The 12,637-nt window shown below is 61.9% G+C and carries 9 protein-coding genes and 4 tRNA genes; 8 read left to right on the forward strand and 5 right to left on the reverse strand.

Annotated features, from left to right (window positions below; genetic code table 11):
• Nucleotides 1-27: 27 nt before the first annotated feature.
• Nucleotides 28-1,182, reverse strand: coding sequence for a DNA polymerase IV (gene dinB / locus U0004_RS00320; protein ID WP_034781190.1), 1,155 nt, complete (start codon nucleotides 1,180-1,182; stop codon nucleotides 28-30).
• A gap of 185 nt (nucleotides 1,183-1,367) precedes the next feature.
• Here dinB and U0004_RS00325 point away from each other — a divergent pair, with 185 nt between their 5' ends.
• The 8 genes from U0004_RS00325 to U0004_RS00360 all read left to right on the forward strand — a co-directional run bounded on the left by U0004_RS00325 (nucleotide 1,368) and on the right by U0004_RS00360 (nucleotide 6,578).
• Nucleotides 1,368-3,542, forward strand: coding sequence for a S9 family peptidase (locus tag U0004_RS00325; protein WP_070253902.1), 2,175 nt, complete (start codon nucleotides 1,368-1,370; stop codon nucleotides 3,540-3,542).
• A gap of 100 nt (nucleotides 3,543-3,642) precedes the next feature.
• Nucleotides 3,643-3,718: transfer RNA gene (locus tag U0004_RS00330), tRNA-Val, on the forward strand.
• A gap of 54 nt (nucleotides 3,719-3,772) precedes the next feature.
• Nucleotides 3,773-3,849 (forward strand) — tRNA-Asp (locus U0004_RS00335).
• Nucleotides 3,850-4,066: 217 nt separating this feature from the next.
• Nucleotides 4,067-4,142, forward strand: a tRNA-Val gene (locus U0004_RS00340).
• Between the two features lie 57 nt (nucleotides 4,143-4,199).
• Nucleotides 4,200-4,276: transfer RNA gene (locus U0004_RS00345), tRNA-Asp, on the forward strand.
• 112 nt (nucleotides 4,277-4,388) lie between these two features.
• Nucleotides 4,389-5,486 (forward strand): hypothetical protein, encoded by a 1,098-nt coding sequence (locus U0004_RS00350; RefSeq protein WP_231958567.1) that lies wholly within the window; start codon nucleotides 4,389-4,391, stop codon nucleotides 5,484-5,486.
• Nucleotides 5,477-6,103 (forward strand): ATP-binding cassette domain-containing protein, encoded by a 627-nt coding sequence (locus tag U0004_RS00355; RefSeq protein WP_070257815.1) that lies wholly within the window; start codon nucleotides 5,477-5,479, stop codon nucleotides 6,101-6,103. The genes U0004_RS00350 and U0004_RS00355 overlap by 10 nt, the downstream gene beginning before the upstream one ends.
• Before the next feature lie 136 nt (nucleotides 6,104-6,239).
• A complete protein-coding gene (locus tag U0004_RS00360; RefSeq protein ID WP_070257814.1) occupies nucleotides 6,240-6,578 on the forward strand; it encodes a CzcE family metal-binding protein in 339 nt (112 codons plus the stop codon).
• 70 nt (nucleotides 6,579-6,648) lie between these two features.
• Here U0004_RS00360 and ahpF read toward each other — a convergent pair whose 3' ends face one another.
• The 4 genes from ahpF to U0004_RS00380 form a co-directional block, all read right to left on the reverse strand.
• Nucleotides 6,649-8,244, reverse strand: coding sequence for an alkyl hydroperoxide reductase subunit F (gene ahpF, locus U0004_RS00365; RefSeq protein WP_034780871.1), 1,596 nt, complete (start codon nucleotides 8,242-8,244; stop codon nucleotides 6,649-6,651).
• Nucleotides 8,245-8,342: 98 nt separating this feature from the next.
• The gene (gene ahpC / locus U0004_RS00370; RefSeq protein ID WP_034780873.1) at nucleotides 8,343-8,906 is read right to left on the reverse strand and encodes an alkyl hydroperoxide reductase subunit C; all 564 of its coding nucleotides are present in this window, start codon (nucleotides 8,904-8,906) and stop codon (nucleotides 8,343-8,345) included.
• Nucleotides 8,907-9,094: 188 nt separating this feature from the next.
• Nucleotides 9,095-9,499 carry a DUF3597 domain-containing protein gene (locus U0004_RS00375; RefSeq protein WP_034780875.1) on the reverse strand — a complete coding sequence of 135 codons (405 nt, stop codon included), beginning with the start codon at nucleotides 9,497-9,499 and terminating at the stop codon, nucleotides 9,095-9,097.
• A 170-nt stretch (nucleotides 9,500-9,669) separates the two neighbouring features.
• Complete coding sequence (locus U0004_RS00380; protein ID WP_231958562.1) at nucleotides 9,670-12,513, reverse strand: EAL domain-containing protein; 2,844 nt, start codon at nucleotides 12,511-12,513, stop codon at nucleotides 9,670-9,672.
• Nucleotides 12,514-12,637: the final 124 nt, after the last annotated feature.

Genomic DNA, 12,637 nt, shown 5'->3' on the forward strand with positions numbered 1-12,637 from the left:
GGTGTTGTTGATGCGTGGGGAATGCCGCTACAGGGCGGGAAACAGCTCCGCCTGGGCGGGCGCCTGCCGCGTCACGATGGCCGGATCGGACAAGGTCGAGATACGCACGCCCAGCAGGCGGATTTTCTTTTCAAATGGCACGCGCCGCAAGCAATCGCGGCTGGCGCGCAGGATGGCGGCCGCGTCCGCCGTGGCGCTGGGCAAGGTGATGTCGCGCGTGACGGTGCTGAAATCCTCGAAGCGCAGCTTGATGCCCACCGTGCGCCCGGCCAGCGATTGCTTGTCGAGGTCGCCGGCCACGCGCGTGCACAGGCTTTCCAGCTTTTCCGACAGGGTGGCGCGGTCGCGCACCACCTGCAAGTCGCGCTCGAACGTCGTTTCGCGGCTGACGGACTTGGTTTCCCGGCTCGTCTGCACAGGCCGGTCATCGATGCCCAGCGCCGCCTGGCGCAGCCAGCCCGTGTACAAGTCGCCAAACTGCGTGCGTAGCATGGCCATGTCGGCCCGTGCCAGCTCGCCGATGGTGACGATGCCCAGGGCCTCCAGCTTGGCCGTCGCCTTCGGGCCGATGCCATTGATCTTTTTCGCCGGCAAGGGCCACACGCGCGCTTCGATATCCTCGGGCTGCAAAATGGTGAGACCGTCCGGTTTTTCCAGGTCGGAACAGATTTTTGCCAGCAATTTGTTGGGCGCCAGGCCAATCGAGCACGACAGGCCCGTCGCCTCGGACACGGCCGCCTTCAGGCGCGCCGCCATGGCCGGCGCCTGCTCGCCATACTCCGTCAGGTCGACATAGATTTCATCGATGCCCACGTTCTGGATGATGGGGCACAACTGGGCCACGGCCTGCTTGAAGCGCGCCGAATACTCGCGGTAAGCCTCGAAGTCGGCCGGCAACAGGATGCTGTCGGGCGCCAGCTTGGCCGCCTTCATGATGCCCATGGCGGAAAACACGCCAAACGCGCGCGCCGCATAGGTCGACGTGGTGACGACGCCGCGCCCCACATAATCGCGCATGCGCGCAAACTGCCGCGTGCCGTCTTCCTGCAGCACGGGCTGCTGCAAGCGCCCGCCGCCGATGACGACGGCTTCGCCGCGCAGTTCCGGATATTTTAATAGTTCCACTGAGGCAAAGAAGGCATCCATGTCCAGGTGGGCAATCCAGCGGCGGGTTTCAGGCAATGTAAGGGCAGATGTGGTCAAGGGCACCTCGCGGCGGGATGCTGTCGGATACTGTAATTATATACAGTATCACTGCAAATGTCCGTGGATGCAAGCGCCGGAACGGTATTGACTGAAATCATGATTGGCTTTTCTATTTAGCAAGAATAGAATCGCTGCACAACAACGAAACCTAGGGAGTTGCCTTGTCCACAGCACATCACGCTTCGCGCCGCCGGTCCGCCTGGTTATCCATCCTGCCGGCCCTGCTTCTGTCCACGCTGGCGCCATCCGCGCTGGCCGACGCCACCAACACCGTTGCCGCCACCTTCGCCACCGCGCCTGTCGCCGCCAAGACGGCGTGGCAGGAAACGCGCCACGGCACGCTCGTCACGGACGACTACCGCTGGCTGCAAAAGAAAACCGATCCTGCCGTGATCGATTACCTGAATGCGGAAAACGCCTACACGGCCGCCGTCACGGCGCCGATCCAGCCGCTGGCCGACAAGGTGACTGCGGAGGTCAAGGGCCGCATGCAGGAAGTGGACCTGTCCGTGCCTGCGCGCCAGGGCAATTTCTACTATTACACGCGCACGGAAGCGGGCAAGCAATACCCGATTCACTGCCGCCGCCCCGTCGGCGCTGGTGGCGCCTACGATGCGCAGGCGGCTGAGGAAATCTTGCTGGACCAGAATCAATTGGCCGAAGGCCACAAATTCTTTGCCGTGCGCGCATTCAGCATCAGCCCGAATGAACAATTGCTGGCCTACACCACCGACACGACGGGTTTCCGCCAGTACGAGCTGCATGTCAAGGATTTGAAGACGGGCAAGTTGCTGGGCGACAGCATGCCGCGCGTGACATCGCTGGCCTGGGCGGCGGATAACGCCACCCTGATGCTTACGCAGGAAGACGCCACGACCAAGCGCGCGGACCGATTGTTCCGCCTGCCGCTGGGCGGCACCTTGCAGCAGGTCTACCACGAGCCTGTGGAACAGTTCGCCATCGGCGTGAGCCGCACGCGCGACCATCGCTACTTTGTGCTCACCGCGCGCAGCACGGATACGAGCGAAGTGCTGCTGCTGCCAACGAGCACGCCGCAAGGCAGTTTCCAGAGCGTGCTGCCGCGTGAAAAAGGCCACCGCTACGGCATTGAGCACCGCGACGGCCAGCTGTATATTCTGACCAACAAGGAGGCGAAGAATTTCCGTATCGTCAGCGCGCCGCTGTCCGCGCCGCAGCCGAAGAACTGGAAGACCGTCGTACCGCACAACAAGGATGCCGTGATCCAGTCCATCGACGTCTTCCAGGGCTACCTGGTGGTGATGGAAAAGGCCCGTGCCCTGAACCGCGCGCGCATCCTTGATTTCGCGCATAAAAACTGGAAAACGGTGCAGTTCGACGACCCCGTCTACCTGGCGACATCCGTCGGAACACCGGAATTTTCCTCCACGCAATTTCGCATGTCCTACCAGTCGCCCGTCACGCCGCCCACCATCATCGACGTCAGCATGCAAGACGGCAAGCGCACGGTGCTGAAGCAGCAGGAAATCGTCGGCGGCTTTGACGGCAGCCGGTACACCACGCAGCGCCTGTGGGTGAAGGCGCGCGATGGCGTGCAAGTACCGCTGTGGATCGTCTACAAGAAAGGCGTCAAGCTCGACGGTTCCGCGCCGCTGCTGCTGTACTCGTATGGTTCGTATGGCATTTCCACGGAAGCCAGTTTTGCCATCAGCCGCATCAGCCTGCTGGACCGTGGCGTCATCTATGCGCAGGCCCATATCCGCGGCGGCACCGACATGGGCGAAGCCTGGCATGAGGACGGCATGCTGATGAAGAAGAAAAACACCTTCAATGACTTCATCGACAGCGCCGACTACCTGGTGCGCGAAAAATGGACCAGCCCGAACCGCCTGATCATCCAGGGCGGCAGCGCGGGCGGCTTGCTGATGGGCGCCGTCGTCAACATGCGCCCGGACCTGTTCCACGCAGTGCATGCGGCCGTGCCGTTTGTCGACGTGATGAACACCATGATGGACGCCAGCCTGCCGCTGACGACGGGCGAGTACCTGGAATGGGGCGACCCGAACCAGAAGGCGGCCTACGACTACATGCTCAGCTACTCGCCGTACGACAACATTGCGCGCAAAAATTACCCAGCCATGCTGGTGACGACGGGCCTCAACGACAGCCAGGTCATGTACTGGGAACCGGCCAAGTATGTAGCCAAGCTGCGCGCGTACAAAACGGATGGCAATCCCCTGCTGCTGAAAACGAATATGGGCGCCGGCCACGGCGGCGCCTCGGGCCGCTATAACGCCATCGCCGAGAATGCGTTCAATATGGCGTGGATGCTATCGCAATGGGGTATTACAGAGTAAAGTGAAAAAAAGCGCTTGCAGAAGGATTTCGCCCGTCCTATAATAGCGCCTCTTCCAGACGTGGTGACAAACGTCGGGATGGTTTTCTGAGACAAGCAACGGGTGCTTAGCTCAGTTGGTAGAGCGGCGCCCTTACAAGGCGTAGGTCGGGAGTTCGAGCCTCTCAGCACCCACCAAATCAGAAAACTGTCCAGTGCTTCATGGATCAGCAATACAGATCATACGAGCTTGGAGTGGTAGTTCAGTTGGTTAGAATACCGGCCTGTCACGTCGGGGGTCGCGGGTTCGAGTCCCGTCCGCTCCGCCAATAAAAGAAAAGCCCTTTGGTTCTCTGAACCGAAGGGCTTTTCCCATTTCAGAAGCAGAAAAAGCGTCAACCCTCCCTCGCCCCGAATATTTTTGCGTTTTTCAGCAAAAAAAAGCTTTTATCCCATAAGAATAGTTGCACAAGGGGGAAAGCGCCCCCTATAATAGTGCCTCTTCCAGACGTGGTGACAAACGTCGGGATAGTTTTCTGGGTATGCGGGTGCTTAGCTCAGTTGGTAGAGCGGCGCCCTTACAAGGCGTAGGTCGGGAGTTCGAGCCTCTCAGCACCCACCACCAATACAGAAAATTATCCAGTGCTTCATGGATCAGCAACACAGATCATACGAGCTTGGAGTGGTAGTTCAGTTGGTTAGAATACCGGCCTGTCACGTCGGGGGTCGCGGGTTCGAGTCCCGTCCGCTCCGCCAATAAAAGAAAAGCCCTTTGGTTCCCAGAACCGAAGGGCTTTTCCCATTTCGGGACCACAAATGCTCTAGAATCAGCGCTCCTGCTGACTCTGCCGCTCCTGCCTCGATGCGCTTGCCCCGTAGTACTCATCCCTATATCGCTCTGCGGCTGCGCCTGGCCCATCATGCTTTGCTGCAATTTGCCGCCAGCCTGACCAGTTCCATGGAAATCTTCTTTTTCCTGGCCGGCCCCGTCTTGCTGGGCTTACTCAGCGTCATCGCCTTGCCCGGCTTTCTCGCCGTGGGCCTGCCCTGGCCCGCCGCCCTGGGCCTGCTGGGCGCGCAAGCGTTGTTCACATGCCTGCCCGCCTGGCTGCTGCGCAAGCGATTATTGCCGGCCCCCCTCGCCGCCTGGCTGCGCCAGCTGCCCTTGCCGCCGCGCCTGCGCTGGCAAGCGGATGTCGCCGTGGCCGGCCTGCTGATGCTGCCGCTGGGCCTCGCCTATGCCGTCTCGGCCAGCATCTGGCTGGCGCAATCGCCTCCCTGGCTGCGCCCGATTGCCGCGCCCGGCATCGCTGCCACCATCGCCGTCTGGCTGCTGGCCTGGCTGTTGACAACGCTCATCGTGGCGCAGCGGCTGCGCGCGCCGCGGCCCGCAGCAAGGGCGCGCCCGCCAACGATGACGACGTACGTGCCGCAACGGCCCCGCTGGCGCACCGCGTACCTGTGGCGCCAGCTGTTCTGGCTGCCGTTCTGGCGCAATGACAATGTGATCGGCCTGCAGCAAAGCGTGCTGCTGGCCACGGCTGGCGCCAGCATGCTGGCCTGGCTGCTGCGCGCACCGCTCGTGCCGGCGCCACTGCTGGGTTTGCTGGCCAGCGCCAGCCTGGTCATTCTGACGGACCGGGGCGACAAGGCCGTGCGCGAGCAGATCGCCGTGCTGCGCCCCACGCTGAACGCCTGGCCCATGGCCAGCACGGCCTTGACGCGCCTGGCCTGCACGGCCAGCCTGCTGCCGCCGTTTGCCGTGCTACTGGCAGGCGCCGTCTTGCTGTACGCCACCGATCCCGCCGCCTTGCGGCAGCGCGTCACCAGCGTGTACGCCATCACCGCCAGCCTGGCCCTGCTGGCCATCGTCGGCCTGCCCCGCCTCACGGCGCGTGGCCGAGTCGCCCTCATCGTCCTGTCCATCCTTGCCTTGAGCGCCATCGGAAGCGAATTATGGAATTGAACCTGTCGTCCCCCACCCTGCAGATCGAACACCTCGATTTCCACTTCCCCACGCACAGCGTCTTCCAGGGCTGCAATCTGCAATTCGGCCCCGGCATCAACTGGCTGCGCGGCGCGAACGGGGCCGGCAAGACGACCTTGCTGAAGCTGGCAGGCGGCGCCCTGCTGCCCGCGCGCGGCGCCATCCGCCTGAATGACGTCGACAGCGTCGCCATGCCGCTGGCCTACCGCGCCCTGGCCTTCTATTGCGGCGGCGACCTACCCGCCCTGCCCTGGCTGCAAGTGCACGAATTTCTCGACCTGCACCTGGCCCTGTATCCGGGCAGCGACCAGTCCCTGCTGAACGACGAGCTGAGCGCGTTTGCCATGACGTCGACCTTGCAGCAAAGCATCAACGCCCTGTCCCTGGGCCAGCATAAAAAACTGCAACTGGCGCTGGCCCTGGCCTTGCCCGTGCGCCTGCTGCTGATCGATGAACCGTTCAACGGCCTCGATGCGGCGGCCATGCTGTACCTGCGCGCTCGCCTGGCCGATCCCGCCCGCCTGGCGCGCCAGTGCATCGTGCTGACCAGCCACCTGGCGCCGGATGTGCCGCTGGCGGCCACGGTGGAAATATAGACAGGAAATACAGCTTTGCAGATCGACCAAGGACAGCTTACGATGCCGTGTTGCAAAATCCGGCGATCCCGGTGCAGCCATTACCCATAACACGGCGCGCTTATTCACCGCGCCAGGCTTATTCTTGGAGATTACTATGTTGAACACCCACCGCAGCGCCCTGGCGATTTTGTGCGCCGCCTTCGCCGCCTCGGCCATCGCGGCCGGTCCGACAGGCACGGCCGCCGACTATGGCAGCAGCGCCCCGCACGCCGCCGCCCAACGCAGCATCGACCTGCAGCCCGACACGCGCCACATCAATGTCACGCACGGCGAAACCGTCACCATCGCGCGCGCCGGCCAGCGTTTTACGTGGCACGTGCAAACCTTCAGCAACAAGACCGTCTTCGCCCTGGCCGAGATCGCGCCGAAGGACATGCCCGTCGATGGGATTCAAGTGTATGTGGCCGGCAACCCGCTGTACGCGGGCAGCTAAGTTTCTTCTATGCATAAAAAAACCGGAACCACCTTGCGGCAGTTCCGGTTTTTCTTGATACGGCTAATAGTTACGCCGTCAGTGCTTCCTTGGCTGCGGACTCTTCGACCACTTCCTCGTCATCCGAGCGGATCAGGTGGTCAAAGGCGGACAAAGCTGCCTTGGCGCCTTCGCCGGTGGCGATGATGATCTGCTTGTACGGCACCGTGGTGACGTCGCCGGCCGCAAACACGCCGGGGATCGAAGTCTGGCCGCGTGCATCGACTTCGATTTCGCCGTGGCGCGATAACGCTACCGTGCCCTTCAGCCATTCCGTGTTCGGCACCAGGCCGATTTGCACGAAGACGCCTTCCAGTTCGACCTTTTTCGACTCGCCGCTGACCCGGTCCGTGTAGCTCAGGCCATTGACGATCTTGCCGTCGCCGTGGATTTCGGTCGTTTGCGCCGACGTGATCACGGTCACGTTAGGCAAGCTGTGCAGCTTGCGTTGCAGCACCGCATCGGCGCGCAGTTCCGCGCCGAATTCGATCAGGGTCACGTGCTTCACCAGGCCGGCCAGGTCGATCGCCGCTTCCACGCCCGAGTTGCCGCCGCCGATCACGGCCACGCGCTTGCCCTTGAACAGCGGACCATCGCAGTGCGGGCAGTAGGCGACACCGTGGTTGCGGTATTCCTTCTCGCCCGGCACGTTGATTTCGCGCCAGCGGGCACCGGTGGCGAGGATGACGGTCTTGGCTTTCAAGATGGCGCCATTGGCCGTTTCAATCTGCACCAACTTGCCTGGCGTCAATTTCGCGGCGCGCTGGGTATTCATGATGTCGACTTCGTATTCCTTGACGTGCTGTTCCAGCGCCATGGCGAACTTCGGACCATCCGTTTCCTTGACCGAAATAAAATTCTCGATGGCAAGGGTGTCGAGCACCTGGCCGCCGAAACGCTCGGCCAGCACGCCCGTCTTGATGCCTTTGCGGGCCGCGTAGATGGCCGCTGCCGCGCCGGCAGGGCCGCCGCCGACGATCAGTACATCAAAGACGTCTTTCTTGTTCAACGCTTCCGCCTGGCGTGCACCGGCGTTGGTGTCGAGCTTGGCGAGGATTTCCTCGACATTCGTGCGTCCCTGGCCAAAGTGCTCGCCATTCAGGAACATCATCGGCACGGCCATGATCTGGCGCGCTTCCACTTCTTTCGGGAACACGCCGCCATCGATGGTGGTGACCTTGATGCGCGGGTTGATCACGGCCATGGCATTCAATGCCTGCACCACTTCCGGGCAGTTATGGCAGGAGAGCGAAATAAATGTTTCAAACTCGTAATCGCCGTCGAGGTTGCGGATCTGCTCGATCACGGCGTCGTCGAACTTGATGGTGTGGCCGCCCACTTGCAGCAGCGCCAGCACCAGCGAGGTAAATTCGTGGCCCAGCGGCACACCGGCGAAACGCACGCCGATGTCGGAGCCGGTACGGTTGATGCTGAACGACGGGGCCCGTACGCCAGCGTCAAGGCGCTCGACCAGCGTGATCTTGTCGCTCAACAGGACTATTTCCTGGAGCAATTCCTTCATCTCGCGGGCTTTTGCGCTGTCATCGAGAGAGGCGACCAGCTCAAGCGGATACACCACTTTTTCCAGGTAGGATTTCAGTTGGGTTTTGAGGGTTGCATCTAACATGATTTTTTCTTCCTTTACAAATATTTAGGCGAATGCCGGGCCGGACGCCCGGTCCGGCATCGCGGTAACTACTTGTTTGCTACGTGCTGCATCGAGACTTAGATCTTGCCAACCAGGTCCAGCGATGGGGTCAGGGTTGCTGCGCCTTCCGTCCATTTGGCTGGGCAAACTTCGCCTGGGTGAGCGGCAACGTATTGAGCTGCCTTAACTTTGCGCAACAGTTCCGATGCGTCACGGCCGATGCCGTTGTCATGCACTTCCAGTACTTTGATGAAACCGTCCGGGTTGATGACGAAGGTACCGCGCAGTGCCATGCCTTCTTCTTCGATCATGACTTCGAAGTTGCGCGACAGGGTACCCGTTGGGTCGCCGATCAGTGCGTATTGCACTTTCTTGATCGCGTCCGAGGTGTCGTGCCATGCTTTGTGCGCGAAATGCGAATCGGTCGAGATGCCGTAGACATCGACGCCCAGCTTCTGGAATTCAGCGTGGTGATCGGCCAGATCTTCCAGTTCGGTTGGGCAAACGAAGGTGAAGTCGGCTGGGTAGAACACGAATACCGACCACTTGCCTTTCAGCGACGCTTCCGTCAGGTCGACGAATTTGCCATTGTGGAATGCGGTTGCCTTGAATGGTTTAACTTGGGTATTGATGAGCGACATAGTCATTTCCTCTCGTGTGGTGAATCAGTAAGACCCTAGTGTAAGGGGTTTTATTCCATATGCAAAATTGATTGTCACAATAGTTTCAATTAGTTTTAGCTATCACGACGCCATGGGAACTCCATGATAGGCAGTTCGCACGGGATTGGATAGCGGTGACAGTGGATACCCCTGCCACCGCCAGGTGTTTAGTTCTTCAGTTCGTCCGGTACCTTGCCACCGTTTTCCGCCAGCTTGATCATCACCTGGCGGTGCAGCCAGATATTCATGCTGGCCGAATCATTGGTGTCACCCGTGAAATGCAGCTCTTGCGCCAGTTCCTTGCGCGAAGCCAGGCTGCTGTCGAGTTGAAGCAGTTTCATCAGGTCGACGATGGACGTGCGCCAATTGAGTTTTTCCGCGTTCTTGCTGGCCAGGTCGACCAGCACCACTTCCACGTCCACCACGGGCACGGCAGCCGCTGGTGCAGCAGGTGCAGGTGCGGCCGCCGGTGCTGCGGCAGGTGCTGTCGTGGCGGCGGCCGGCGTGGCTGCCGGGGCAGCGTCGGACGAATGGTGGAAGATCTTGTTGTAGATATTGCTGAAAATGCCCATGAGGTCACCTCGAGTTGAGTGAATGGAAGAAATATTGCCTGCGCACCCGGTGTAGGTACCGGTGACAGCAAAGCCGGGCGCAGGCGCCAGCCCGTCGAGTATAAGCCCGTTCAAGCCGGGAGCCCTGTCCCGCAGGCTTGCGTCAGATCTGGTGACATGCGACGCCTGTTTCAAGGGTGCAAGGGCCGCTGCGCGTGCAGCAGGGCATCGAACGCTTCGATGGTCAGCGGCGGCGCAAACAGCTCGCCTTGCGCAAAATCGCAGCCGATCTCCAGCAGCAGCGCGCGCTGCTCTTCGGTCTCCACCCCTTCGGCAATGACCTGCAAACCCAGCTTGTGGGCCATAGTGACGATGGCTTCGCACAGTACCAGTTCGCTGGCACCGGGCGCCAGCTTGCGCACCAGCACGCCATCGAGCTTCAGGTAATCGATGCCGCACTGCTGCAGCTGCGTCAGCGAGGCATGGCCGCTGCCGAAGTCGTCGAGGGCGATCTGCAGGCCCGCTTCGCGCAAGTGCTGCAGGCGTGGCGCCATGCTATTGCCGCTAGGTAAAAGTACATCTTCGCGCATGTCGAGCACGATAGCCGAGGCCGGCACATCGAGCGCCATCAGCTGGCGCAGCCAGGTGCCGGGCGCCTCCACTTCGCGCTGCAGCTCCAGCGGCGACTGGTTCAGGCACAGTTGCAGCCCCGGCAAACCGATGGCATGGCCCTGCGCGCGCCAGTGCAGCAGTTGCGCGGCCGCCGTGTGCAGCACCCAGTCGCCGATCTCCACGATCAGGCCGCTGCTTTCGGCCAGCGCCAGGAAATCCGGCGGGCAGACCACACCCCGCTGCGGATGGTGCCAGCGCAGCAAGGCTTCCGCCTTGGCAAGCTTGCCGCTATGCAGCTCGACGATGGGCTGGTAATACAGCTGCATCTGCTGTTCGCGCAGGGCCGTGCGCAAATCCGCCCCCATGCGCATGCGGTTGACGGCCGCCACCTGCATGGCAGGCGTAAAGTAACTGTAGCGGTTGCGCCCCGCCCCTTTCGACACATACATGGCCTGGTCCGCCTGCTTGAGCAAATCCTCGATCGTGCCCGCGTCGTCCGGATACAGGGTGATGCCGATCGAGGCCGAGACGAACGCCTGCTCCTGTCCCAGCAGAAACGGCGCCAGCAAGCCATCGAGTATCTGCCGCGCGATGCGGTCAACTTGCTGCAGATCATCAAGGTCGGACAGGATTACCGTGAATTCATCGCCACCCAGGCGCGCTACCGTGTCCGTCTCGCGCACGCCCACGCGGATGCGTCGCGCCGCCTCGATCAGCAAGATATCGCCCTGGTGGTGGCCCAGGGTGTCGTTGACTTCCTTGAAGTGGTCGAGGTCGATGAACAGGATGGCCACGCGGCTCGCATCGCGCCGCCCCTGGGCCAACGCCTGGCGCAGGCGCTCGTGGAACATGCGCCGGTTCGGCAATTGCGTCAGGGTATCGAAATTGGCTTGCTGCCAGATCAGCGCTTCCGTTTGCCGCTTGTCCGTCACGTCTTCCAGCATGCACAGGTGGTGCGGGCCACCGTGACGCGCCGTGGCGATGGCCGTCACGGAAGCGTCGACCCACACCACGCCGCCATCGGGCCGCACGATGCGCTTGGCATGGCGAAAGCCCTGCAGGCTGCGCGCCAGCAACTGCGCCACCTGCTCTTGCTCGCCGGCCACATCGTCGGGATGGCTGATTTCCATCCAGCTCGTTTGCTTCATGTGTTCCAGGCTGCGCCCGCTGATGGCCAGGTAGCGCGGATTGATGTCGAGAAACTGTCCGCTCACGGTATCGATCAGGGCGATGCCCATGGGCGCTTCCTCGAAGATGGTGCGAAAGCGCAATTCTCCCTGGCGGATGGTGTCCTCCGTGCGGCGGCGCTCGCGCGCCAGGTTGTTGAAGTGAAAGGCGGCCGACACGGCCAGCAAGCTGCCCGCCAGGCCCAGCGACAGGTACAGCCAGCCCAGGTCGGCGCCTGGCACGGCACGGTACAAAAACCCCTTGTAGACGCGGCTGTCCGTGGCATTGCGCGGCAGCACGCCCATGCTGGCATACGTGTCGGCGATGTGCTGCCAGCGCTGGGGATTCATGTAGCCGAGCTCCACCAGCACGGGCTGCAGCAGCAATTCCATCTGCTGCGCCTCGTACAGCAGGTGCGCGCGGTCGTGGCGCTGGCTGTACTTGGCAAGAATCACGCGCGCCATTTCCTCGCGGTGCGCCATCGCATATTGCCAGCCGCGCAAGCTGGCCGCGCGGAACGCTTTGACACGCTCGGGATGGCGGCGCATTTCGTGCTCGCTGGTAAACAAGTTGTCGCCGTAGAAATCGATGCCGGCCGTGCGCGGCGTAAACTGGTAGTAGGAAAAGCCCGCCCGGTCCAGGTAATCCGGTTCGTTGGTGGAATATGCGGCAATCGCATCGACCTTGCCATCGATCAAATCCTCGATACGGTAGCTGGGCGGCAAGTGGCGCATCTGCTGCGGCGCGACGCCCATTTTCGCCAGGAACAGCGACACTTCATCAGCCGCAAGCGCCACGTCGGCGGCCGTACCGATCATGACGGGCGCCCCCACCAGCTTGCGCACGTCGGGCGCGCCGCCATGCTGGCGCATCAGCAGCACGCTGGGCGAATGCTGGAACACCACGGCCAGCACCACCACGGGCTTGCCCGCCAGCCGGCTGAGCAACAAGGTGCTGTTGCCCACGCCATACTCGGCCTGGCCCGTCAACACGGCCGCCTCGGCCAGCCGTCCACCACCTCCTTCGACCAGCTTCACCTCCAGCCCCGCCTCGCGGTAATAGCCTTGCTCGATGGCCGCATAATAGCCGGCAAACTGGAACTGGTGCGTGAAATTGAGTTGCAGGGTAACGGGTTCCAGCGCCCGGGCTGGTGTGGCCAGGCACAGCAGCAGGAGGAAAAAGCCGCGCCAGCCGTGCGCCAGCCTGCCGGCGAGCGGCAAGACAAAGCGGAAAGCGTCGGGGGCTTTCATCGGCATGGCGGAACACCACAGGAAGCTGCCGAGCTGGCAGGGGTAAGGCTATTGTAGCCGCCCCTTTTGCCGATGGATAATTATTTCAGTGAGGACAATAGCGTTGATGTTTTTGGCAAACAATTTCGCG

The organism is Janthinobacterium lividum (genome assembly GCF_034424625.1).
In the GTDB taxonomy this organism is placed as follows: Bacteria; Pseudomonadota; Gammaproteobacteria; order Burkholderiales; family Burkholderiaceae_D; genus Janthinobacterium; species Janthinobacterium lividum.